The organism is Curtobacterium sp. Leaf261 (genome assembly GCF_001422205.1).
Classification (GTDB): Bacteria; Actinomycetota; Actinomycetes; order Actinomycetales; family Microbacteriaceae; genus Curtobacterium.
The window spans coordinates 137,248-158,805 of the sequence record NZ_LMMJ01000010.1 but is presented as its reverse complement, the minus strand read 5'-3'; the positions used below and the strand labels follow the sequence as shown (position 1 = coordinate 158,805).

At 71.4% G+C, this 21,558-nt stretch carries 24 protein-coding genes; 7 read left to right on the top strand and 17 right to left on the bottom strand.

The genetic code is table 11. The features are described 5' to 3' along the window. Positions 1-180 precede the first annotated feature (180 nt). Both ASF23_RS14035 and glgX read right to left on the bottom strand, forming a co-directional pair. Positions 181-948, bottom strand: a complete 768-nt coding sequence (locus ASF23_RS14035) for a GntR family transcriptional regulator (protein ID WP_235510903.1) — start codon at positions 946-948, stop codon at positions 181-183. 91 nt (positions 949-1,039) lie between these two features. Then, positions 1,040-3,061, bottom strand: coding sequence for a glycogen debranching protein GlgX (glgX, locus tag ASF23_RS14030; RefSeq protein ID WP_055954907.1), 2,022 nt, complete (start codon positions 3,059-3,061; stop codon positions 1,040-1,042). A 138-nt stretch (positions 3,062-3,199) separates the two neighbouring features. On the opposite strand from glgX, the gene ASF23_RS14025 reads away from it, so the two are divergent. After that, entirely contained in the window at positions 3,200-3,619 is a 420-nt protein-coding gene (locus tag ASF23_RS14025) for a hypothetical protein (RefSeq protein ID WP_055954903.1), read from the top strand. Between the two features lie 40 nt (positions 3,620-3,659). On the opposite strand, the gene ASF23_RS14020 is transcribed toward ASF23_RS14025, so the two are convergent. The 6 genes from ASF23_RS14020 to ASF23_RS13995 all read right to left on the bottom strand — a co-directional run bounded on the left by ASF23_RS14020 (position 3,660) and on the right by ASF23_RS13995 (position 9,188). Then, positions 3,660-3,917, bottom strand: coding sequence for a type II toxin-antitoxin system RelE family toxin (locus ASF23_RS14020; RefSeq protein WP_055954900.1), 258 nt, complete (start codon positions 3,915-3,917; stop codon positions 3,660-3,662). Further along, complete coding sequence (locus ASF23_RS14015) at positions 3,914-4,183, bottom strand: type II toxin-antitoxin system Phd/YefM family antitoxin (RefSeq protein ID WP_055954897.1); 270 nt, start codon at positions 4,181-4,183, stop codon at positions 3,914-3,916. Before ASF23_RS14015 ends, ASF23_RS14020 begins: the two co-directional genes overlap by 4 nt. Before the next feature lie 64 nt (positions 4,184-4,247). Continuing rightward, complete coding sequence (locus ASF23_RS14010) at positions 4,248-5,711, bottom strand: dihydrolipoamide acetyltransferase family protein (protein ID WP_055954896.1); 1,464 nt, start codon at positions 5,709-5,711, stop codon at positions 4,248-4,250. An 86-nt stretch (positions 5,712-5,797) separates the two neighbouring features. After that, on the bottom strand, positions 5,798-6,757 hold the full coding sequence (locus ASF23_RS14005) for an alpha-ketoacid dehydrogenase subunit beta (RefSeq protein ID WP_055955507.1): 960 nt from the start codon (positions 6,755-6,757) through the stop codon (positions 5,798-5,800). Positions 6,758-6,921: 164 nt separating this feature from the next. After that, positions 6,922-8,088 carry a thiamine pyrophosphate-dependent dehydrogenase E1 component subunit alpha gene (locus tag ASF23_RS14000; protein ID WP_055954893.1) on the bottom strand — a complete coding sequence of 389 codons (1,167 nt, stop codon included), beginning with the start codon at positions 8,086-8,088 and terminating at the stop codon, positions 6,922-6,924. A gap of 29 nt (positions 8,089-8,117) precedes the next feature. Next, complete coding sequence (locus ASF23_RS13995) at positions 8,118-9,188, bottom strand: histidinol-phosphate transaminase (protein ID WP_055954891.1); 1,071 nt, start codon at positions 9,186-9,188, stop codon at positions 8,118-8,120. A 32-nt stretch (positions 9,189-9,220) separates the two neighbouring features. Between ASF23_RS13995 and ASF23_RS13990 the strand changes: the two genes are divergently transcribed. Further along, positions 9,221-9,619 (top strand): phage holin family protein, encoded by a 399-nt coding sequence (locus tag ASF23_RS13990; protein WP_055954889.1) that lies wholly within the window; start codon positions 9,221-9,223, stop codon positions 9,617-9,619. A gap of 82 nt (positions 9,620-9,701) precedes the next feature. On the opposite strand, the gene ASF23_RS13985 is transcribed toward ASF23_RS13990, so the two are convergent. Continuing rightward, positions 9,702-10,718, bottom strand: a complete 1,017-nt coding sequence (locus ASF23_RS13985) for a Gfo/Idh/MocA family oxidoreductase (RefSeq protein ID WP_055954885.1) — start codon at positions 10,716-10,718, stop codon at positions 9,702-9,704. A 152-nt stretch (positions 10,719-10,870) separates the two neighbouring features. On the opposite strand from ASF23_RS13985, the gene ASF23_RS13980 reads away from it, so the two are divergent. Together ASF23_RS13980 and purB are read left to right on the top strand one after the other, a co-directional pair. Then, positions 10,871-11,392, top strand: a complete 522-nt coding sequence (locus ASF23_RS13980) for a low molecular weight protein-tyrosine-phosphatase (protein ID WP_055954883.1) — start codon at positions 10,871-10,873, stop codon at positions 11,390-11,392. After that, entirely contained in the window at positions 11,389-12,774 is a 1,386-nt protein-coding gene (gene purB, locus ASF23_RS13975) for an adenylosuccinate lyase (RefSeq protein WP_055954880.1), read from the top strand. The genes ASF23_RS13980 and purB overlap by 4 nt, the downstream gene beginning before the upstream one ends. Before the next feature lie 180 nt (positions 12,775-12,954). Here purB and ASF23_RS13970 read toward each other — a convergent pair whose 3' ends face one another. Further along, positions 12,955-13,872, bottom strand: coding sequence for a LysR family transcriptional regulator (locus tag ASF23_RS13970; protein ID WP_055954877.1), 918 nt, complete (start codon positions 13,870-13,872; stop codon positions 12,955-12,957). Between the two features lie 71 nt (positions 13,873-13,943). Between ASF23_RS13970 and ASF23_RS13965 the strand changes: the two genes are divergently transcribed. After that, positions 13,944-14,903: an EamA family transporter gene (locus ASF23_RS13965; RefSeq protein ID WP_055954874.1), complete on the top strand. Its 960-nt coding sequence runs from the start codon at positions 13,944-13,946 to the stop codon at positions 14,901-14,903. Here ASF23_RS13965 and ASF23_RS13960 read toward each other — a convergent pair. Together ASF23_RS13960 and ASF23_RS13955 are read right to left on the bottom strand one after the other, a co-directional pair. Continuing rightward, a complete protein-coding gene (locus ASF23_RS13960) occupies positions 14,860-15,870 on the bottom strand; it encodes an epimerase (RefSeq protein ID WP_055954871.1) in 1,011 nt (336 codons plus the stop codon). The genes ASF23_RS13965 and ASF23_RS13960 overlap by 44 nt on opposite strands. A 177-nt stretch (positions 15,871-16,047) precedes the next feature. After that, positions 16,048-16,971 (bottom strand): siderophore-interacting protein, encoded by a 924-nt coding sequence (locus ASF23_RS13955; RefSeq protein ID WP_055954868.1) that lies wholly within the window; start codon positions 16,969-16,971, stop codon positions 16,048-16,050. A 68-nt stretch (positions 16,972-17,039) separates the two neighbouring features. Here ASF23_RS13955 and ASF23_RS13950 point away from each other — a divergent pair, with 68 nt between their 5' ends. Continuing rightward, positions 17,040-17,954: a cation diffusion facilitator family transporter gene (locus ASF23_RS13950; RefSeq protein ID WP_055954865.1), complete on the top strand. Its 915-nt coding sequence runs from the start codon at positions 17,040-17,042 to the stop codon at positions 17,952-17,954. Next, positions 17,951-18,406, top strand: a complete 456-nt coding sequence (locus ASF23_RS13945) for a DUF6941 family protein (RefSeq protein WP_055954862.1) — start codon at positions 17,951-17,953, stop codon at positions 18,404-18,406. Before ASF23_RS13950 ends, ASF23_RS13945 begins: the two co-directional genes overlap by 4 nt. Before the next feature lie 51 nt (positions 18,407-18,457). Here the strand turns inward: ASF23_RS13945 and ASF23_RS13940 are convergent, their stop codons facing one another. The 5 genes from ASF23_RS13940 to ASF23_RS18415 all read right to left on the bottom strand — a co-directional run bounded on the left by ASF23_RS13940 (position 18,458) and on the right by ASF23_RS18415 (position 21,551). Beyond that, the gene (locus tag ASF23_RS13940; RefSeq protein ID WP_055954859.1) at positions 18,458-18,871 is read right to left on the bottom strand and encodes a hypothetical protein; all 414 of its coding nucleotides are present in this window, start codon (positions 18,869-18,871) and stop codon (positions 18,458-18,460) included. Then, positions 18,868-20,061 (bottom strand): Asp23/Gls24 family envelope stress response protein, encoded by a 1,194-nt coding sequence (locus tag ASF23_RS13935; protein WP_055954856.1) that lies wholly within the window; start codon positions 20,059-20,061, stop codon positions 18,868-18,870. The genes ASF23_RS13940 and ASF23_RS13935 overlap by 4 nt, the downstream gene beginning before the upstream one ends. Before the next feature lie 112 nt (positions 20,062-20,173). Beyond that, positions 20,174-20,347 (bottom strand): CsbD family protein, encoded by a 174-nt coding sequence (locus ASF23_RS13930; protein ID WP_055954852.1) that lies wholly within the window; start codon positions 20,345-20,347, stop codon positions 20,174-20,176. Positions 20,348-20,415: 68 nt separating this feature from the next. Next, positions 20,416-20,979, bottom strand: a complete 564-nt coding sequence (locus ASF23_RS18420; protein WP_055954849.1) for a hypothetical protein — start codon at positions 20,977-20,979, stop codon at positions 20,416-20,418. Next, a complete protein-coding gene (locus ASF23_RS18415; protein WP_055954846.1) occupies positions 20,976-21,551 on the bottom strand; it encodes a DUF6286 domain-containing protein in 576 nt (191 codons plus the stop codon). The genes ASF23_RS18420 and ASF23_RS18415 overlap by 4 nt, the downstream gene beginning before the upstream one ends. Positions 21,552-21,558: the final 7 nt, after the last annotated feature.

The following is a 21,558-nucleotide window of genomic DNA, read 5'->3' as shown; positions in this document are numbered from 1 at the left end:
CCGCCCTCCGCACGAGACACCGCGCTGCAACGCGGTGCGGTGTGCGGGAGGCGGTGTCCTGCGCGCGGGGGCGGCGTCCCGGGTGCGGGAGGCGGTGTCCCGTGGGCGGCGGGGCGGACTGCGGCCGTGCCTCCCGTCCGGCGCGCGGGCTGCGGCAGCCCACCGGACGGGAGGCGCGGGTCAGGTCCGACCGACGGCACGCGGCTCCGACGCACGCACCTCCATCTGCACGCGGTACCGATCACTCCGGTACCAGCTCCGGGTGTGCTCGACCGCACGGTCGCCCGAGAACGAGACCCGGTCGAACACCAGGACCGGCGAGCCCGTCCGTGTCCCCAGGAGCGTCGCGACGTCGTCCGACGCCGGGTCTGCCGCGACGGTCTGCTGCGCACGGTCGATCGGGGTGTCGTAGCGATCGGCCACGAGCGAGTAGATCGACCGACTGAGGTCGTGGTCGAGGAGCCCCGGCATCAGGTCGCGCACGAACCAGGCGTCGTCGATGGAGACCGGGACGCCGTCCGCGAGCCGGAGCCGCTTGACGTGGAACGCCGTCGCCCCCTCGTCGACGTGCAGCGCGGCAACGGTGTCGGTCGGTGGCACAGCCTCCTCGCGGACCAGCACGACCGTCGTCGGCACGTGGCCGAGTGCGCGCATCTCCTCGGTGAAGCTCGCGAGGTGCAGCGTCGACTGGACCGGTCGGTGCGCCACGAAGGTCCCCTTGCCGCGGACCCTGGTGAGGTAGCCCTCGTTGACGAGCTGGCCGAGCGCCTCGCGGACCGTGATGCGGCTCACGCCGTACTCGGCGATGAGCTGGCGCTCGGACGGGATCGCCGCACCCGGCTGCATGTGCCCGGTGGCGAGTTCGAGGAGGATCCGCCGCAGTTGCTCGTGCTTCGGCACCGCTCCCTCGGTGATGCGTTCCGCCATCGGGTACCGCTCCTCGGTCATCGCACTGTTGATGTCAACTGGTCCTGTGCGGACATGACCAGTTGACACCAACAGTAGCGGCACCGATGCAGGGAGGGCCCTGGCCCGGTGCTCAGACCAGGACGGTGAACGACGCGTCGCGCACGAGCAGGGTCTCGCCGGAACCGTCGACCTGCTGCCCGGGGTCGCTCGACAGCCCGAGGCGCCACGCGTGCTCTCCGGCACCGGGGCGACCGGGCAGGCTGAACTCGACGGTCGTCTGCGAGGCGTTGACCAGGATCGCGACGGTGTCGTCCCCGTCGCTCACGACGAGCGTCACGGCGAGGTTCCCCCCGTCGGCCCAGTCCGCGTCCTCGAACGGACGCGCGTCGGCACGGAGCACCTGGACGGTCTCGGTCGCGCCGTCGGCCGGTGCGGTCCGGAACCACTCCGGGGTGAGCGCGGTGTGCTCGCGCCGGAACGCGATCGCCCTGCGCGTGAACTCGAGGAGGTCCTGGTCGGCGGCCGCCCAGTCGAACCAGGAGATCTCGTCGTCCTGGCAGTAGGCGTTGTTGTTGCCACCCTGCGTGCGAGCGATCTCGTCGCCACCGAGGATCATCGGCACGCCGGCGGACAGCAGCAGGGTGCCGAGGAGGTTCCGGCGCTGCCGGTCCCGGTACTCGTTCACGGCACCGTCGTCGGTCGGGCCCTCGATGCCGCCGTTGAACGACTTGTTGTCGCTCTCGCCGTCGTTGTTGTCCTCGCCGTTGGCCTCGTTGTGCTTCTCGGCGTACGACGTCAGGTCCGCCAGGGTGAACCCGTCGTGCGCGGTGATGAAGTCGATGCTGCACATCGGGGACCGACGCGACCCCTCGTAGACGTCGGGGCTGCCGAGCACGCGCTGGACGAACGCGCCGAGCGTGCCCTGCTCCGCGCCCCAGAACGACCGGACGTCGTCGCGGAACTTGCCGTTCCACTCCGACCAGTCCGCGGGGAAGCCACCGACCTGGTACCCGGCGGTGTCCCACGGCTCCGCGATCATCTTGACGTTCCGGAGCACCGGGTCCTGGTGGATGATGTCGAGGAACGCGGAGTGCTTCTCGGCCTCGCCGTCCTGCCGCGTGAGCGTGGTCGCCAGGTCGAACCGGAAGCCGTCGACGTGCATCTCCTCGACCCAGTACCGGAGCGAGTCCATGATGAGCGCGAGCGCCGCCGGGTGCGACACGTTGAGGCTGTTGCCGGTGCCCGTCGTGTCGAAGTAGTTCGCCTCGTCGCCCTCCACCAGGCGGTAGTAGGTGGCGTTGTCGATGCCCTTGAAGGACAGCGTCGGGCCCATGTGGTTGCCCTCGGCGGTGTGGTTGTAGACGACGTCCATCCACACCTCGAGGCCTGCCGCGTGGAGCGCCTTCACCATCTCCTTGAACTCTCGGACCTGTGCGCCGGGCACGCTCGCGTACTCGTTGTGCGGGGCCAGGAAGCCGATGGAGTTGTACCCCCAGTAGTTCCGGAGCCCCTTGTCCTCCAGGGTGGAGTCCTGCACGAACTGCTGGGTCGGGAGGAGCTCGACCGCGGTGATGCCGAGGTCCGTCAGGTGCTCGATCGCCGCCGGGTGCGCGAGCCCCAGGTAGGTGCCGCGGACGTCCTCGGGAACGTCGGGGTGCTGCTTCGTGAAGCCCTTGACGTGGGTCTCGTAGACGACGGTGTCGGACAGCAGCGTGCCGGGAGCGGTGTCGTCGCCCCAGTCGAAGGAGCGATCGGACACGACGCACTTCGGCATCGCGGCCGCGGAGTCGGTCTCGTCGATGGTGTCCGGGTCGTCCACGTCGTGTCCGAACACAGCCTGACCCCAGTCGTACCCGCCGTCGATCTCGGTCGCGTACGGGTCGAGCAGCAGCTTCGCGCCGTTGTGCCGGAGTCCGGCCGCGGGATCCCACGCGCCGTGTACGCGGAGCCCGTACCGGGTGCCGACGGCGACGTCCGGCACGATGCCGTGGAACGTGTACCCCGTGCGGTCGGTCAGTTCGGTGCGGTGTTCGGTGCCGTCGTCGTCGAACCGGCAGAACTCGACACGGTCGGCGGTGGAGGAGAAGACGGCGACGTTGGCGCCACCGTCCACGAGCGTGACACCGAGCGGGTGTCGCGAGGAGGTCGTCATGTCCTCGATTCAACCGGGAACGCGACGGCGGTGCTCAGTCTCGCGCGACCGCACGTACCCCGAACGCACCCCGCATGGTCCGTCGCGACCTGATCGGCCCCTCGGAAGCTGCGGGACGGGCGGGGTACCGTGCACCCCATGTCGGATCAGGAGCAGGGCCAGCCGGACGAACCGGAACAGGAACGCCTGCAGCGTGTCCAGGAGGAGGCCGCGCGCCTCGGACTCGCCGTGATCGCCGAGGCGACGGCGATGTCCTCCGGGGACCTCGCCATGGTCGAGGCGAGTGAGGCGAACCTGAAGGACACGGTCGACACGCTCGTCGACGAGCCGCTCACGGAGCGCCAGGAAGAGGTCTTCGAGACCCTGGGAGCGATGGGCGGCAGCATCACGGCCGGCCTCGGTTCGGCGCTCGCACATGCGCAGGGACGCGAGCCCGAAGCCGTCCTGAGCGGGGCGGCGGCGAGCATCGTCTGGCAGCAGCGACTGGCCACGGGCGAGCTGGCCGATGGCACCCTCGCGGACGCCGAGCGCGACCGCCGCGAGGACGACGACCGCTGATCCGAGGCCGCGGCGAGCAGGTGTTCCGGAGCGCTGGACGTCAGCGGTAGACAGCCCTCCGGTGTCCTGCGGCGAGCACGAGCACGAGCAAGCGGTCGTCCTCCACCTCGTAGACCACCCGGTAGTCCCCGACCCTGACACGCCACGCTCCCCCGCTGTTCACGAGCATGGTCGCGGCTGGCGGTCGAGGTTCGTCGGCGAGGAGCTCGACCGCCGCCTGCACCCGCCGCCGCGCGACAGCGTCGAGCTTGCGGATCTGGCGGAGGGCGACCGGAGCGATCTCGACCTCGTAGGTCACACGAGACCCAGTTCGGCCTTCACGTCATCCCACGGCACGGGGGTCTGTTCGGTCTCCGCCATCTCCCGACGCGCTGCGATCGCGGCGATCGCATCCTCGGCGTCCTCGGCCAACCGCAGCAGCCGGTCGAACTCGATCGCGTCCACGATCGCGACCACCGGGTGCCCGCGCCGTGTCAGGTAGACGGGGTCGTGCGCGAGGTGTGCCCGATCGATGATCGCGCCGAGCTGACGCTTTGCTTCTGAGACGGCCAGAACTGTCGACATGACCCGATCGTACCGAATGGTCGTTTGGACCACAACGATCCCCGCACGCCCCACCTGTGCACAGTCAGTCGAGGAGCAGCGCCGGCTCCTCCATCACCGAGGCCACGTCCGCCACGAAGCGGCTCGCGACGTCGCCGTCCACGACGCGGTGGTCGAAGCTCGCCCCGATGGTGGTGACCATCCGCGAGCGGACGTCCCCGTCGACGACCCACGGCTTCGGCTTGATGGTGCCCATCGCCACGATGCCGACCTCGCCCGGGTTGAGGATCGGCGTCCCGGTGTCCATGCCGAACACCCCGATGTTCGTGATCGTCACGGTGCCCTGCGCCATGTCCTCCGGCGTGGTCTTGCCGTCGCGCGCCGTGAGCGTGAGCTGCTCGAGGGCCTGCGCGAGCTCGAACAGCGACATGTCCTGCGCGTTCTTGACGTTCGGCACGATGAGGCCCCTGGGTGTCGCGGCGGCGATCCCGAGGTTCACGTAGTGGTGCACGAGGATCTCGCGGTCGGTCCACGTCGAGTTCACGGTGGGGTTCCGTCGGACGGCCCAGATGATCGCCTTCGCCATCACGAGGAGCGGTGAGACCTTGACGCCGGCGAACGTCGCGGAGGTCTTCAGCCTGGCGACGAACTCCATCGTGCGGGTGGCGTCGACGTCGACGAACAGGCTGACGTGCGGCGCGGTGAACGCGCTCGTGGTCATGGCCGTCGCGATGGCCTTGCGCACGCCCTTGACGGGGATGCGCTCCTCGCGGTCGGTGGCCCACTCCGGCGTCTCGATGTTCCGGAACAGGCTCGCCTGCGTGGCGTGCCGGATGACGTCGTCACGGGTGACCTCGCCCGCAAGACCGGTCGCCTGCACCGACGCAAGGTCGACGTCGAGGTCCTTCGCGAGCTTCCGGATCGGCGGCTTCGCCACGACCGGGAGCGCGGAGGCGGCCGGCACGCTCGACGGGCGGCGCTGGACGGACTGCTCGGCATCGGCCCGACTGGAGGCACGGCTCGCCTCGAGCGCGGCGGCCGCGGCCCGGCGGGCACCGGGCTTGCGACGCGACGTGGCGCCGGTCGGGGATCCGTAGCCGACCAGGTTCGCGCCGGAGGTCTCGGGCGCCGGGGTCTCGGCCGCCGGGGTCTCGACTGCGGCGGTGCCGGGGGCGGAGGTGTCGCGGGCCGGAGCGTCGACGGATGCTGCGGGGGCGACCGCCGGGGTGGCGGGCGCGACCACCTGCGCGACGGGAGCCGGGGACGCGTCCTGCACCGTGCCTCCCGGGCGGTCCTGTGGCGCGTCCGCGGAGGAGTCCACACGGATGATCGGCACGCCGACCTCGACGGTCGCCCCCTCCTCGACCAGGAGGTGCGTGACCGTTCCGGCGAACGGCGACGGCAGCTCGACCAGCGACTTGGCGGTCTCGATCTCGACGATCACCTGGTCGATCTCGATCACGTCCCCGAGCGCGACACGCCACTGGACGATCTCGGCCTCGGTGAGGCCCTCTCCCACGTCGGGGAGGGGGAATTCTGCGACGGACATCGTGTTCCTTGCGTCTCGTGCTCCGACTCGGAGTCCCGGTCGTGCGGTCGTGTCCCGGACGGCCGCGTGCCGTCCGGGCGCTGGTGTCAGTAGGCGAGTGCGCGGTCGACGGCCTCGAGGACGCGATCGGCATCCGGCAGGTGGAGGTGCTCGAGCTTCGAGACCGGGAACGGGATGTCGAACCCGGACACCCGGAGCGGCGGCGCCTGGAGCGTGAAGAAGGTCTTCTCGGCGATCGTCGCCGCGATCTCGCTGCCGAGGCTCACGAACTGTGAGGCCTCCTGCGCGATGACGACCCTGCCCGTCTTCCGGGCCGAGGCCAGGATCGGCTCCCAGTCGATCGGGGACAGGGAACGGAGGTCGAGGACCTCGAGGCTCGTGCCCTCGTTCGCCGCCAGGACGGCAGCGTCGAGGAGCGTCGCGACCATCGCGCCGTGGCCGATGACCGTGACGTCGGTGCCGGGCCGGGCGACCCTGGTCGTGTGCAGCGGGACCCGACCGTCGACGAGGTCGACCTCGCCCTTCGGCCAGTACCGGCTCTTCGGCTCGAAGAAGATCACCGGGTCGTCCGAGCGGATCGCGTCCTGCATCATCCAGTACGCGTCGTTCGGCGTGCTCGGGCTCACCACCCGCAGACCGGGGGTGTGCGCGAAGTACGCCTCCGGGCTCTCCTGGTGGTGCTCGATCGCCCCGATGTGCCCGCCGTACGGGATCCGCACGACGACCGGCAGCGACATGTGCGCCGGCAGGCGGTTCGCCATCTTGGCGAGCTGCGAGGTGATCTGGTCGAACCCCGGCCAGACGAAGCCGTCGAACTGGATCTCGACGACCGGCCGGTACCCGCGGAGTGCGAGCCCGATCGCCGTGCCGATGATCCCGGCCTCCGCGAGCGGGGTGTCCATCACGCGGTCGGCGCCGAAGCGCGCCTGCAGGCCCTCGGTGATCCGGAAGACCCCACCGAGCGTGCCGATGTCCTCGCCCATGAGCAGGACCTTCGGGTCGTCCTGCATCGCTCGCGCAAGACCCGCGTTCAGCGCCTTCGCCATCGCCAGGGTCTGCACCGGCTCGCCGTCCGGCAGGGACCCGGCGCCCGCGTGCGCGCGCAGCGTGTAGTCGAAGAGCTGCTCGGTGTCGGACACCGTCGTGTCGGACACCGCAGTGTCGGCGGCTGTCGTGTCGGCGGCTGTCGTGTCGGCGGCTGTCGTGTCGGTCATCGGGTCGATCCCTTCGCTGCGGTGCCGTCCGCTGCCGACGAGTCCCCGTAGGACTCCTCGTACGCACGGATCCAGGCGCGCTGTTCGTCGATGAGCGGGTGCGGCTCGCGGTACACGTGGTCGAACATCGCCTCGGCGTCCGGGCCGACGAGCCCGGTGATGCCACGACGTGCGTCGGCCGCGACGTCCTCGGCCTCCTGGTCGATCGCGGTCAGCCACGACTCGTCGACGCCGCGGGAGCGCAGGTACTTCTCCGAGCGGGCGATCGGGTCGCGGGCCACCCAGCCCGCCAGCTCGTCCTCGCCGCGGTACTTCGTGGGGTCGTCGGAGCTCGTGTGCGCGCCGATGCGGTAGGTGTCGGCCTCGATGAACCGGGGCCCGCCACCGCTCCGGGCGGCCTCCGTCGCGGCGAGGGACACCGCGTAGGACGCCAGGACGTCGTTGCCGTCGACGTGGATGCTCGGGATGCCGAAGCCCCGTGCGCGCTCGAACAGCGGGGTCCTGGACTGCACGGTGACCGGCACCGAGATCGCCCAGTGGTTGTTCTGCAGGAAGAACACGACGGGGGCCTGGTTGCTCGCCGCGAACACGTAGGCCTCGTTGACGTCGCCCTGGCTCGTCGCGCCATCGCCGTAGTAGACGATCGAGCACGCGTCGACGGCCGGGTCGCCGGTCCCGACCACGCCGTCGAGCTTCTGGCCCATGGCGTACCCGGTGGCGTGCAGCGCCTGGGACCCGATGACGAGCGTGTAGATGTGCGTGTTGCCGCGCTCGTCCGGGTCCCAGCCGCCGTGCTTGTTGCCGCGGAACACCTGGAGGATCTCGAGTGGCTCGACGCCGCGGGTCAGGGCGACGGCGTGCTCGCGGTACGACGGGAAGACGTGGTCCTGCTCCCGGAGGGCATGCGCGGAGCCGACCTGCGCGGCCTCCTGCCCGTGGCTCGGCGCCCAGAGGCCGAGCTGCCCCTGCCGCTGCAGGTTCGATGCCGCGTGGTCGAAGCGCCGCGTCACCACCATGTCGCGGTGCAGGGCGAGCAGCTGGTCGTCGGAGAGGGCACGCGCGACGGCGGCGAACTCGGCGTTGGCGTCGTCCTCGACGAACCGTCCGTCGGCATCGAGGAGGCGGATCGGGGTCGTCGCTGTCTCCGCGGCGCTGAATGGCATGCCGACCAACCTAGCCGCCCCCACCGGACCTACTGTGTGAGGGCACGCACAAGGTCGGCGGCGGTGCGGAGGAGCCTGTCCACAGCCTCGGGCTCGCCGATCGAGATCCGGATGCCCTCCGGGTCGAACGCGCGGACGATGACACCGGCGGCGGCGAACGCCTCGGCTGCGTGCGCCGTGTGCTCTCCGGTCGGCAGCCACACGAAGTTGCCCTGGGCCGCCGGCACGTCCCAACCCTGCTCGACGAGCGCGGTCCGCACCCGGTCGCGGAGCGCGACGATGCTCGCGACCCGCTCCAGCAGCTCGGTCTCGTGCTCGAGGCTCGCGATCGCGGCGGTCTGCGCCTGCGCGGTCACCGAGAGCGGGATGGCGGTCGACCGGACGGCGTCGAGGACGTATGCCGGTCCGAGCGCGTACCCGACGCGGAGGCCGGCGAGTCCGTACGCCTTCGAGAAGGTGCGGAGGACGACGAGGTTCGGGAACCGCTCGAGGAGGCCGGGACCGCGGACGGCGTCGGGATCGGTGACGAACTCCGCGTAGGCCTCGTCGAGGACGACGAGCAGGTCGCTCGGCACGGCGGCCATGAAGCCGAGGAACTCGTGCTCGGTGACGATCGGCCCCGTCGGGTTGTTCGGGGAGCAGACGATCACCATGCGGGTGCGGTCGGTGACGGCGGCGGCGAGGGCGTCGAGGTCGTGCCCGCCGTCCGGACGGTTCGGCACCTGCACGCTCGTCGCGCCGGCCACCGTGACGAGCCCCGGGTAGGCCTCGAACGACCGCCACGCGTAGACGATCTCGTCGCCGGGGGCCGAGGTTGCCTTCGCGAGCTCGTGGAGGATCGAGACGCTCCCGGGGGCGACGTGCACCTCGTCGACGGTGAGGCCGAACCGGGCCGCGAGCGCGACGCGGAGCGCGGTGGCCGATGCGTCCGGGTAGCGGTTGTACGCCGTCTCGGCCTGCACGCGCTCGACGACCCCGGGCAGCGGGTCGAAGGGGTTCTCGTTGCTCGAGAGCTTGAACGCGTCGGCGGCGGCCTGCCGACCCTGTCGGTAGGCGGGGAGCGCGGCGATCTCGGGACGGAGACGGACGGGACTGGTCACGCTCTCAGCCTACCGACGGGCAGAATGATGCCATGCGCTTCTTCGTCCGGCTCGTCATCAACGCCGTCGCCCTGTGGCTCACGACCCTCATCGTCAGCGGTGTCGAGGTCGTCGCCTTCGGGGACCACGGTGTCGTCCAGACCGTCCTCACGTACCTGCTCGTGGCCTTCGTCTTCGGCCTCGTGAACGGCGTCATCGGCACGCTCATCCGGATCGTGGCGTTCCCGATCTACATCCTGACCCTCGGGCTGATCTCGTTCGTCGTGAACGCGGTACTCCTGCTGATCGTCGACGGCATCTCCGACCTGATGGGCTTCGGGCTCCGGGTCGACAGCTTCGGCTGGGCCATCGTCGGTGCGCTCGTGCTCGCGGTGTTCGCCTGGCTCATCGGCCTCGTGCTGCGCCCGGTCACCGGCCGCGGGCGCGCGTAGCCGCACCAGCGGACCACATGACGGACGGGAGGGACGGTGCCAGCTGGCACCGTCCCTCCAGTCCGTCACCTACTTGCGTCCGTCAGGGGAGCGTGACCGGCTGCGGGCGGTTCGTCCGGAGCGACTCCGTCGCGGCCTCGGCGATCGCCTGCGCCCGCAGGCCGTCGCGGAGGCTCGGCCCCACCGGGTGCTCGCCGTCGAGCGCACCGACGAAGTGCCCGAGCGCTGCCGCGTACGTCGGCTGCACACGCTCGAACCACCCCGCGTGGAACGGGCTCCCCACCAGTCCCTCCGCGCCGTAGCGCACGACGTTCGCGGACTGCTGCCGACGGGACTCCACGAGGCCGGTCGACCCCATCGCCTCGATCCGCTCGTCGTAGCCGTACCCGGTCCGCCGCACGCTGTCGATCTGGACGAGGGCGCCGTTCGCGAGCCGCATCGTCACGACCGAGGTGTCGACGTCCCCGTGCTCGACGAGCCGCGGTTCGGCGAGCGCGGAGCCGGCCGCGAACACCTCGACGGGCGTGGTGTCCCCCGCACCCGCGGTGGCGATCCAGCACGCGAGGTCGAAGAAGTGCACGGTCTGGTCACGCATCTGCCCGCCCGACACCGCGATGTAGGACAGCGGCGGCACGCTCGGCCCGCGGTTCGTCAGCTGCAGGAGCTCGACGTCACCGACGCCCCCTGACGCGACCACCTCGCGGAGCGCCGCGTGGTCGCGGTCGAAGCGGCGGTTGAAGTCGACCATCGCCGTGATCCCCGAGGCCTCGACGTGCTCGACGGTGCTGACGGCGGCCGCGAGGTCGAGGTCGATCGGCTTCTCGCAGAGCACCGCGATCCCGGCGTCGGCGGCCCGGCGGAGGTGCTCGGCGTGCGTGTCCGTCGACGAGGCGATGTAGACCGCGTCGATCTCGGCCGGGTCGAACGCCTCGGCGAGGTCCGTCGTGGCCTGCGCACCGTGCCTGCTCGCGAGCGCCTCGGCCCTGGCGGCGTCGATGTCGTAGACGAACCGGAAGTCGATGCCGGGGTGCGCGGCGAGGTTCGCGGCGTGGACGGAACCGATGAACCCGGCCCCGAGCAGGGCGAAACGATGTGGCATCGTGTGACTCCTTCGTCTGCGGGCGGGGGTCGAGCCGCTCGTCGCCAGCAAGTCAAGCACATCCATGTCACGACATGAGGGCGAGGCCCGCCGATGACGCTGAGCAAGAGTCAGGTCTCGCGCGCAGAGCGGTCGTGCGTCATGATGTGCAGATGCCCCTGGACGCCGACGCCCCGCCGTCGCTGTTCCGTATCTCGTTCGTCTGCAGCGGCAACATCTGCCGCTCCCCGATGGCCGAGATCGTCTTCCGCAAGGTCGTCGAGGACGCCGGGGTCGCCTCCCGCTTCCACATCGAGTCCGGCGGCACGGGCGACTGGCACGTCGGCGAACCGGCCGACGAGCGGACGATCGCCGCCCTCGCCGCGCGCGGATACGATGGGAGCAGGCATCGCGCCCGTCAGTTCGATCCGGACCGGTTCCCGGACTTCGACCTGGTGGTCGCACTCGATCGGTCCCACGAACGCGCACTGCGCTCATGGGCACCGACGATGGACGATGCCGCCAAGGTGACGCTCATGCTGCGGTACGACGCCGCCTGGCCAGAACACGCCGACGTCCCCGATCCGTACTACGCGGACCGGCGGGAGTTCGACCGGGTCCTCGCGACCATCGAGCGGGCGTCGGAGGCCCTCTTCCACCAGATCGAACCGGCAGTCCGTCAGGGAGCCTCATGACACCTCTTCCCCCGCAGCCGATCAGCCCGCTCGACGGGCGGTACTTCCCGATCGTGCACAGGGTGGGAGAGCACCTCTCCGAAGCGGGCCTGAACCGCGCCCGCGTCCGGGTGGAGGTCGAGTGGCTGGTCTTCCTGACCGATCACGCGATGTTCACCACGTCGCCGCTCTCGATCGACCAGAAGGCCGCGCTCCGCGCCGTGGTCGAGGACTTCGGCCAGCCGGCGATCGACGAGCTCGCCCGCCTCGAGGCCACCACCCGCCACGACGTCAAGGCGGTCGAGTACTACGTCCGGGCGCGGCTCACCGAGCTCGGCCTCGACAGCATCGCCGAGCTGACGCACTTCGCGGCCACGAGCGAGGACATCAACAACCTCTCGTACGCGATCACGGTCAGGGACACCGTCGCCGACGTCTGGCTGCCCGCGTTCCGCGCCGTGATCGACCAGCTCGGCGAGCAGGCCGTCGCGCTCCGAGCCGTCCCGATGCTGTCCCACACGCACGGGCAGCCGGCGACCCCGACCACGCTCGGCAAGGAGCTCGCGGTGGTCGTCTACCGCCTCGAGCGGGTCCTCGCGCAGATCGAGGACAGCGAGTACCTCGGCAAGTTCTCCGGCGCGACCGGCACGTTCTCCGCACACCTCGCGGCCGATCCCGAAGCCGACTGGCCGACGCTCTCGCGGGAGTTCGTCGAGTCCCTCGGGCTCACCTGGAACCCGCTGACGACGCAGATCGAGTCGCACGACTGGCAGGCCGAGCTCTACGACCGGGTCCGGCACGCGAACCGCATCCTGCACAACCTCGCGACGGACATCTGGACGTACATCTCGATGGGGTACTTCACGCAGATCCCGCAGGCCGGCGCCACCGGGTCCTCCACCATGCCGCACAAGATCAACCCCATCCGCTTCGAGAACGCCGAGGCGAACCTCGAGATCTCGACCGCGCTGTTCTCGACCCTGTCCGAGACCCTCGTGACGAGCCGGCTCCAGCGGGACCTGACGGACTCGACCACGCAGCGCAACATCGGCGTCGCGTTCGGCCACTCACTCCTGGCGCTCGACAACCTGCGCCGCGGGCTCGGTGAGGTCCTGGTGAACGAGACCAGGCTCGCCGAGGACCTCGACGGCAACTGGGAGGTGCTCGCCGAAGCGATCCAGACGGTGATCCGGGCCGAGGTCACCGCCGGACAGTCCGACATCGAGGACCCCTACGCCCTGCTCAAGGAGCTCACCCGCGGCAGGCGTGTCGGTCGTGCCGAGCTCGTGTCGTTCGTGAACGGGCTCGACATCTCCGACGGTGCGAAGGCGCGCCTGACGAACCTGACGCCCGGCACCTACACGGGTCTCGCGGACGAGCTGGTCAGCCAGCTCGACGCGTAGGCGCCACTGGTTCCGGCGCCGACGTCGGCGCGACGGACGGTGTTCTGAACACGGGGGTCCGGTGAGAACACCCGGAGCCGGGTGTTCCCGGTGGACGCGCGTGTTCGGGAGCGCGCGCGTGTTCAGGAGCACGCGCCGGACTGGAGGGACGGTGCGGGCCGGCACCGTCCCTCCCGTCCGTCAGGCGGTCACGGACCGCGCCTCGGCCACCAGTGCGTCGAGCACGGTGCGCACCGCGGGCCGGGCCGCACGGTCCGGACGCACCAGCGCCTCGATGTGCCGACCGGCGCGGACGTCCGCCAGGACCGCGAGGTGGAACCGCCCGACGGCCCGGGTCCGCGAGGTGTACCGCGGCAGCAGTGCGATCCCGTGCCCGGCGGCCACGAGGTTCTCGAGCACGGCGAGGTGGATCGACCGGAACGCCACGGTCGGGGCAATGTCGGCACGGGCAGCCATCGCGGTGAGCGTCCGGTCGATCGGGTAGTCCACGGGCACGCCGAGCCAGGTGTCGCCGATCACCTCCTCGACGCCGACGCGCTCCCGCCCCGCGAGCGGGTGGTCCGGCGGCACGGCGACGTCGAGCGGCTCCCGGAGCAACGGCACCGTCGTGAGCGCGGCGCGGTCCGCGGGTGGGACGCCGTCGGAGCGGTGCCCGATGACGACGTCATGGTCGGCCGCCAGGGGTGCGAACGACGCCTCGGAGACGTCCTGGTCGGCGAGCTCGACGCGGATCCCCGGGTGCTCCCGCATCCGTGTCAGGAGCCCGGGCAGGAGCAGCTCCGCCGCCGAGGGGAACAGGGCGAGACCGACCGTGCCGGTCACCCCTGCCCGGTAGGCATCCCACGCCGCCTCCGCCTCAGCGATCGCGGTCGCCACCCCGACGGCGGTCCTGGCGAGTGCGTGCCCTGCGTCGGTGAGCCGCACGCCGCGGCCGACCCGCTCGACCAGGACGACGCCGACCTGTCGCTGGAGGGTCTGCAACTGCTGGGAGACAGCGCTCGGGGTCCGGTGCGTGGCGACGGCGACCGCGGTGACGCTCCCCCGGTCGGCGAGCTCGCGGAGCACAGGGAGCAGCTGGACGTCGAAGGCCGTGTGCATGAAGGCACCCTACAAGGACGGTTCACGAACATTCGCTGGTCCTGACACGTCGGACGCAGCATGCTCGGACCATGGCCGTCCGCGATCGTCTCCTCGCCGTCGTCGTCGCCGTGGTCTGGGGCCTCAACTTCCCGGCGACGGCGCTCGCACTCGACCACTTCCCGCCGTTCCTCCTGGCCGCGGTCCGGTTCTCGCTCCTCGCGATCCCGACCGTGCTCCTCGTGCCGCGTCCGAGGATCCCGTTCCACCGGCTCGTGCTCGTCGGCGTCGGGCTCGGGATCCTGCAGTTCGGGTTCCTCTACCTGGGGATCGTCGCCGGGATGCCGTCCGGGCTCGCCTCGCTGGTGCTGCAGGCGAGCGCCCCGTTCACCGTGCTCATCGCCGGGGTGTGGCTCCGCGAGCGGGTCACCCGACGACAGGGCATCGGCATCGCGATCGCCGTGCTCGGCCTCGCCGCGATCGCCGTCCACCGGTCGCAGGCGGCGGCGCTGCTCCCCGTCGTGCTGACCCTCTGCGGCGCACTCGGCTGGGCCCTCGGGAACGTGGCGACGAGGAGGGCGCAGGCACCGAACCCGTTCCACCTGACGCTCTGGTGGTCGATCGTGCCACCGATCCCGATGTTCGTCGCCTCGTTCGTGTTCGAGGGGCCGGCACGGATCGGCACCGCACTCGGGACCGCGTTCACGGCGTCGGCGCTCCCCGCGGACCTCGGGCTGCTCTACATCGTCGTGCTCGCGTCCCTCGTCGGGTACGGCATCTGGACGAACCTGCTCTCGCGGTACCCCTCGAGCATCGTCGCGCCGTTCTCCATGCTCGTGCCGGTCGTCGGGGTGCTGGCGTCGTGGCTGGCGTTCGGTGAGGTCCCCGACGCCGTCGAGGTGGTCGCCGGGGTCGTCGTGGTCGGCGGGGTGCTCGTGGCGAGCCTCACGCGACGTGCGCGGCCCGCCGGGGCCGAGCCGGGCCTCCAGTCCGAGCCAGGGCCCGCGCTCAGTGCTGGCGCTGGTGCTGGTGCTGGCGCTGCTCCGCGATGACCGCGGCGAGCGCGCCGCGGAGCTTCGGGTACCGGAACTCGTAGCCGGCCTCGACGAGGCGCTCCGGCACCACCCAGCGGCTCTTCAGGACGAGCTCGGACTCGGTGCGGATCACGGCCGACCCCACCTCGAGCATCCACCGCCACGTCGGCAGCCCGAAGCGCTGGCCGACGGCCTCGCGGAGCGTCCGCATCATCGTCCGGTTGTCCGACGGGTTCGGTGACGAGACGTTCACCACGCCGTCGATCGACGGGTCGTCGCGGATGAACTCGATCGCGCCGAGGACGTCCGCGAGGTGCACCCAGCTGAACCGCTGTCGCCCGCGCGTGTGCCGGTCCTGGTGGAAGGTCCCCGCACGACGCCTGGCTGCGGTCGAGAACCACGGGCCGTCGAGCTGCGGGCCACCGAGACCGGCGCGCGCGAGGCGGATGAGCGGCACGAGCGCACTGCCGTCGCCGAACACGATCGCCATCCGGAGGGCCACCCGACGCGTACCGGGGAGGTCGCCGTCGAAGAACGCCTCCTCCCATGCGCGGGCGATCGACACCGAGAACCCCTCGCCGAGCTCGCCCGTCGACTCCGTCTGCGCGTGGTCCTCGGCGTGCCGGTAGATCGTCGCGGTGGAGGAGTTGACCCAGAGCGGTGGCGGGTGCTCCGCGGACCGGATGGCCTCGGCGAGCTCGCGGGTGGTGTCGACGCGGGAGCGCAGGATCTCGGCGCGGTTCCTCGCGGTGTACCGGCAGTTGACGCTCTTGCCGGCCATGTTCACGACGAGGTCGGCGCCGTCCACGAGCTCGGTGATGCGGAGCGTGTTGCCCCACACGGCGTCGCCGGTCCGACCGACGGTGCGGACGTCGGCGCCCGCTGCGCGGAACGCCCGGACGAGGTGCTGGCCGATGAACCCGGACGCCCCGGCGATCACGACCCGCTGGTGCTGGTCGTCGGGCTGGTGCTGGTCGTCGGTCACGGCGTCCCCTCGTCGTCGTCCGGGAGGATCGCATGGGTGAACGATCCCTCGTACCGGTAGATGGTGCCGACGAGCGGTGCGGTGAGCGTCAACGACACGCGCTGCACGTCGGCTTCGTCATCGAATCGTTCCGTCAGGACCACACGCGGTCGACACCGTCCGGCTCCGCACGTGCGGTCAGCTGCCCTCGGCCCGCCCGGCGCGCCAGTACCCCATGAACGCGACGGCCCTGCGGTCCACACCGAGGGTCCCGACGAGGTGACGGCGGATCGTCTTGATGACCCCGGCCTCCCCGGCGAGCCAGGCGTAGAGCGGGACGCGCTCGGTGCGCTCCGAGGCCTCGGGGACCTCCCAGAGCAGGTCGTGGTCGACGTCGATGTCGTCGAGCGCGGCGCTCACCGCGGCCGCGGCGTCCACCGCCGCACCGGCTGCACGCTGCACGGCGGGGACGAGCAGGGTGCCGACGTCACCGCCCCCGCGCGCCAGGACGACGACCTGCACGCCGTCGGGGTGCTGGCCGATGGCCGCACCGTCGGCGTGGTCGGGGACCTCGACGATCGCGGTGCCGACGGCGTCCGCGGGGAGCCGCTCGAGGATGCCGGCGATCGCGGGGAGAGCGGTCTCGTCACCGGCGAGCAGCACCCGGTCCACCCGGGACGGCGCGTGCCAGTCGACACCGCCTGCCGGGGTGTCGGCACGCGCGTCGGGGACGCACGCCACGATCTCGTCGCCGGGCTGCGCGTCCAGCGCCCACGAGGACGCCGGTCCGATGCGCCCGTGCAGGGCGACGTCGACGTCGAACTCGTGGCGGTCGGCCCGGACCTCGCGGATCGTGTAGGTGCGGATCACGGGGCGGACGGCGTCGTCGAGCTCCCGCCACGCCGCGTACCAGTCCCCGCCGGTGGGCATGGCGTCGAGGGACCCGTCGGACGTCGGCAGGATGAGCTTGATCCGCTGGTCGTGGCGGTTGTCGGCGCAGTGCCGCACGTCCGGTCCGGTGAAGGTGATCCGTCGGTAGGTCGGCGAGATCGTCGCCACGCGGGCGACCCGGACGCGCTGGATGGCGAACGGCCGGACGGCGACGGGGGTCTCGGAGGTCATGGTGAGGTAAGGCTACCCTCACAACATTCCCGCCGCCACCCCGCAGCCAGGATGCCTACGATTGCAGCATGGGCCACGACCACGCGCACGGAGCCACCTCGACCACCGGTCGAGCGCTCCTCATCGCGTTCTGCATCTCGGCGGGCATCCTGCTCGCGGAGGTCGTCGGCGCCGTGGTGACCGGGTCGCTCGCGCTGCTCGTCGACGCCGGACACATGGTGGTCGACACCGGCGGACTCGCGATCGGGCTCACCGCCGTCCGGCTCGCTCGACGGTCCCCGACGTCACGGCGGACCTGGGGCTACCAGCGGGCCGAGGTCCTCGGTGCCACGGCGCAGGCAGCGATCCTGCTCGCGGTCGGGGTCTACGTCATCATCGCGGCGGTCCAGCGGCTCGTCGTGCCCGAGGACCTGGCGTCCACACCGCTCCTGGTGTTCGGCATCGTCGGGCTCGTCGGCAACCTCGTCGCCTTCGTCGTGCTCACCCGCGCCGAGGGCGAGTCGTTCACGTCGCGCGCCGCTCGGCTCGAGGTGCTGAACGACTCACTCGGCTCCGTCGCGGTCATCGCTGCCGCCGTCGTGATCGCCACCACGGGCTGGGCGCGCGCGGACTCCGTCGCCGCGATCCTGATCGGCGCGCTCATCCTGCCGCGGGCACTGCGCCTGCTCCGGGAGACCGCCGACGTGCTGCTCGAGTCCACCCCGCGCGGGCTCGACCTCGACGCCGTCCGGGCGCACATCCTCCGCCTCGACCACGTGCGGGCCGTCCACGACCTGCACGCCTCGCTCGTGGCGACCGGCTCCCCGACGCTCACGGCGCACGTCGTCATCGACGACCACTGCTTCACGAGTGCGCACGCCCCGGCGATCCTCGACGAGCTGCAGCAGTGCGTCGCGGAGCACTTCGACGTCCCGGTCGAGCACTCGACGTTCCAGCTCGAGCCGGAGACACATCGTCGCCACGAGCACGACGTGCACGCATGACCGTCGAGGTGACCGCGTTCCTCGCCGACTCGGCCGAGGCCGTCGGCGGCAAGCTCTACGTGCTGGGAGCGGGGTGGGACATGGTCGCGGTCCGGGCACTCCCGGCCGTCCAGTCCCGGGTCGCGCTCGGCCTGCTCGTGCACACCGGGTGGAACGACACGGACGCCGAACACGACATCAACGTGCACCTGGAGACCGAGGACGGCGCACTCGTCCCGCTCGTCCGGCAGGGCCCCGGGGTCGAGCCGGGGAACGTCATCGGGGAGATCGGCCACCGCTTCGTGGCGCAGCGGCCGCCGCTCCTCCGACCCGGGGACACCCAGACCCACCCGGTGACGTTCACCGTGAACGACCTCGTGCTCGACCACGTCGGCGGGTACTCGTGGGTGATCCGCGTCGACGGCGAGATCGCGAAGCGCCTGCCGATGCGCGTGGTGTTCGCCGACTCGTAGCCGCGACGAGACCCGCACGCCGGCGACACCTGCGCGGGGACCTGTCCTCGGTCAGCCTCCGGTGATCCGCTGCCAGATGTCCGCGACCGTCGGCCAGAAGTCCGCGGCACGGTCAGCCGAGCCGATCGCGACGGCGACCACCGGGAAGACGACGACCCCGACGGTGACGATCATCGCCAGGGCCGACGCGAGCCACGCGGGTGTCGCATGCCGCCGGGTGACCGCGAGCACGAGCAGCGCGAGGACGATGACCCCGCCGAGCACCGTGACGGCGATGACGCTGCCGGCCGGGAACGGGACGAGTCCGGCGGTGCCCGCAGTGATCCCCGCGAGGAGACCGACGAGCGGCAGGAAGGCGACGAGGAACAGCACGACGGCGACGACGAGCCCGGTCCCGGTCGCGAACCACACGCCGCGGGCACGGGGCCGCCGGGCGAGCGCCCGGCGGCGTGACCAGCCGCTCACGCGGGATCCGTCCGACGATCCTCCGACTCCGCGGCGATCGCGTCCGCTGCGGAGTCCGCGGCGTCGGCGACTCGGTCGGCGGCGTCACGGGCCGCGGTCGCGGCCGAGGCATCTGCCGCGGTGTCGGCGGCAGGCATCGCGGCGGGGACGTCGTCGGCAGGAGCGCGCGTGGCGTCGGCGAGGTCGTCGGCAGGAGCGCGCGTCGCGTCGGCGACGTCGGCAGCAGCAGCGCGCGTCGCGTCGGCGACGTCGTCGGCAGCAGCGCGCGTCGCGTCGGCGACGTCGTCGGCAGCCGTCCTGGAGGCGTCCCGGGCGTCCTCGACGACGGTCCGGCCGGCGTCGACGGCGCGTCCGGCAGCCTCGGCCGTTGAGTCCGCGGCGGACGCGGTTGCGTCTGCGGCGGCATCACCGGCCTCGACAGCGGCGTCCTTCACGGCCACGGCCGAGTCGCGCGCGGTGTCCGCGGCGGCCCTGGTCGTCTCCGCCGCGGCGACCGCAGCGTCCTTCGTGGCGTCGGCAGCCCGGACGGCAGCGTCCTTCGTGGCGTCCGCAGCGGTGACACTGGCGTCCCTCGCGGCACCCGCGACGTCCTTCGTCACGTCGGCCGTGCGGACCGCTGCGTCCTTCGTGGCCTCGGCAGCGCGGACCGCGGCGTCCTTCGTCGCGTCCGACGCGCGGACGGCAGCGTCCTTCGTCGCGTCGGTCGCGCGGACGGCTGCGTCCTTCGTGGCGGCCGCGGCCCCCTGGACCGCGTCGGCTGCCGAGTCGATGAGGTCGGCGGGTTCGGTGTCCCGGTCGAACGGACCGTGCACGTCGATGACGCGGACGTCGACGGAGATCGGGGCGTCCGAGAGCTGCGTGACCGCGTGCTCGACCTGGGTGCGGACCGCGTCGGCGACGCGCGTCACGACCTCCGGGTACTCGACGACGATCGCCACCGTGACCTCGGTGCGCTCGTCCGTGATGTCGACCCGGACACCCGGGGCACCGGCGTTCTGGCCGAGACGCTCACGGAGACGGTCGGCAGCGCGGGCGGCGATCCCGCCGAGGCCGTGGACACCGTGGACGGCGGAGGCCGTCTCCGCTGCGGTGCGTGCGAGCCGGGTCGCCAGCGTGGCGTCGTCCGGCAGTGGTTCGGTGAGCGCGGTCGGCAGTGCGACCGGGGTGACGGTGTGGTGTTGGTCGGTCATCAGACGACCTCCTTGCGGTGATGGGTGACGAAGCGGTGGTGGGTGGCGGACGAGGAACGGCGCCCCGCTCCGCGTTCATGCGGAGCGGGGCGCCGGGGTGCTGCGGAGTCGATCAGTTCTTGAAGACGTCCTTGACGTCCTCGCCGGTCTTCTTCGCGCTCGCGGCGGCCTGGTCCTTCTTGCCGTCCGCGACCTTGCTGTCGTCGTTCGTGGCGTTGCCGACGGCTTCCTTCGCCTTGCCGGCGAGGTCCTGTGCAGCGTTCTTGATCTTGTCGTCGAGGCCCATGTCGGACTTCCTTTCAGTGCTGGTGAGGTGGTGTTCGCGATACGGAGCTGTGCCGGTGGTACCGCGACCTACTGGACGCGGACCTTCTTGGCGAGGACCGACTTCGTGCCACCGGTCAGGTGGACGAGGGTCGGGACCTGCCGGCCGAGGACGCGGTCGAGCGTTGCGAGTGCACGGTCGACCGCATCGAGCACCGTCGCGGCGTCGCCACCGCGGCGGACCGAGATCCGGACGCGGGCGGCGCGCTGCTTGCGGACCCGGTAGAGATCGACACGGGTGCCGACCACGTCGCGGACCTCGTCGAGCTCGTGCTCGATGACGTCGCGGACCAGACCGACGTTGACGGTGACCTGGTCGTCGCCCTTCTCCTCACGGAGTGCGATGGACGTGCCACCGCGGCCTCGCGTGACGATCCAGATGATCGACAGGACGATCACGACGACGCACACGACGGCGACGATCCAGAGGGTCGTCGTGTCGAGGGTCACGCTCTTCGGCAGGGTCACGTACTGCGACAGTGCGTCGCGGACGGGCGGCAGCACCCCGGCACCGCCGACGAGGGCAGCGACGATCGCGACGAGACCGAGGATGAACAGCACGATCCGGTTCATGGTGCGGTTGCTGCTGGTCATGCGAGCACCCCCTTCGAGGCGATGTCGACGGACACACGATGCGCGAGTCCGCTGTCGAGGGACTTCAGGCGGTCCTCGATGGCCGCCTTGACGACGTGCTCGTCGACGGGGAAGCCCGAGGTCGGGACGATCCGGACGCCGATGCGACGACCCTTGGACCACGCATCGACCTGGTCCGGCGAGATACCGGCCGCGAGCGACGCTGCGGACACCGCGGTGGAAGCCACGATGTGATCGTCGACGACGACCACGGCACGGTCGTTCGGCACGGAGCGGCGGTGCTGCCGTCCGGGCTTGAGTGCCAAGACGATCAGCCAGACACCGAGGACCAGCAGGACGACGGCCGAGGCCACCGCGATGGTGGTGCCGGCGGCGTCCGGGCGGAGCGCGGCGTTGACCGCGTCCTGCGGTGCCACGAGGAGTGGTGCGGTGCCCATGGCGGCGAGCACTGCCTCCAGTCCGATCCATGCTGCGACCAGGACGAGCACGACCAGCGCGATCGACACGGCCGTGGAACGGCTCCGGTGGACGGAGCGACGCCGGAGGCGGCGCTCGAGAGATGTGTTGCTCATGCGGTTC

Coding starts and splice junctions, on each gene's coding strand:
- ASF23_RS14010 (WP_055954896.1), bottom strand. CDS start 5,711: ATGTCCGTCGCAGAATTCCCCCTCCCCGACGTGGGAGAGGGCCTCACC.
- ASF23_RS14015 (WP_055954897.1), bottom strand. CDS start 4,183: ATGTCGACAGTTCTGGCCGTCTCAGAAGCAAAGCGTCAGCTCGGCGCG.
- ASF23_RS14035 (WP_235510903.1), bottom strand. CDS start 948: ATGACCGAGGAGCGGTACCCGATGGCGGAACGCATCACCGAGGGAGCG.
- ASF23_RS18415 (WP_055954846.1), bottom strand. CDS start 21,551: ATGAGCAACACATCTCTCGAGCGCCGCCTCCGGCGTCGCTCCGTCCAC.
- ASF23_RS13985 (WP_055954885.1), bottom strand. CDS start 10,718: ATGCCACATCGTTTCGCCCTGCTCGGGGCCGGGTTCATCGGTTCCGTC.
- ASF23_RS13980 (WP_055954883.1), top strand. CDS start 10,871: ATGCCCCTGGACGCCGACGCCCCGCCGTCGCTGTTCCGTATCTCGTTC.
- ASF23_RS18420 (WP_055954849.1), bottom strand. CDS start 20,979: ATGACCAGCAGCAACCGCACCATGAACCGGATCGTGCTGTTCATCCTC.
- ASF23_RS13955 (WP_055954868.1), bottom strand. CDS start 16,971: ATGACCTCCGAGACCCCCGTCGCCGTCCGGCCGTTCGCCATCCAGCGC.
- ASF23_RS13935 (WP_055954856.1), bottom strand. CDS start 20,061: ATGACCGACCAACACCACACCGTCACCCCGGTCGCACTGCCGACCGCG.
- ASF23_RS14025 (WP_055954903.1), top strand. CDS start 3,200: ATGTCGGATCAGGAGCAGGGCCAGCCGGACGAACCGGAACAGGAACGC.
- ASF23_RS13945 (WP_055954862.1), top strand. CDS start 17,951: ATGACCGTCGAGGTGACCGCGTTCCTCGCCGACTCGGCCGAGGCCGTC.
- purB (WP_055954880.1), top strand. CDS start 11,389: ATGACACCTCTTCCCCCGCAGCCGATCAGCCCGCTCGACGGGCGGTAC.
- ASF23_RS13930 (WP_055954852.1), bottom strand. CDS start 20,347: ATGGGCCTCGACGACAAGATCAAGAACGCTGCACAGGACCTCGCCGGC.
- ASF23_RS13970 (WP_055954877.1), bottom strand. CDS start 13,872: ATGCACACGGCCTTCGACGTCCAGCTGCTCCCTGTGCTCCGCGAGCTC.
- ASF23_RS14000 (WP_055954893.1), bottom strand. CDS start 8,088: ATGCCATTCAGCGCCGCGGAGACAGCGACGACCCCGATCCGCCTCCTC.
- ASF23_RS13965 (WP_055954874.1), top strand. CDS start 13,944: ATGGCCGTCCGCGATCGTCTCCTCGCCGTCGTCGTCGCCGTGGTCTGG.
- ASF23_RS14005 (WP_055955507.1), bottom strand. CDS start 6,757: ATGGCGAAGGCGCTGAACGCGGGTCTTGCGCGAGCGATGCAGGACGAC.
- ASF23_RS13990 (WP_055954889.1), top strand. CDS start 9,221: ATGCGCTTCTTCGTCCGGCTCGTCATCAACGCCGTCGCCCTGTGGCTC.
- ASF23_RS13950 (WP_055954865.1), top strand. CDS start 17,040: ATGGGCCACGACCACGCGCACGGAGCCACCTCGACCACCGGTCGAGCG.
- glgX (WP_055954907.1), bottom strand. CDS start 3,061: ATGACGACCTCCTCGCGACACCCGCTCGGTGTCACGCTCGTGGACGGT.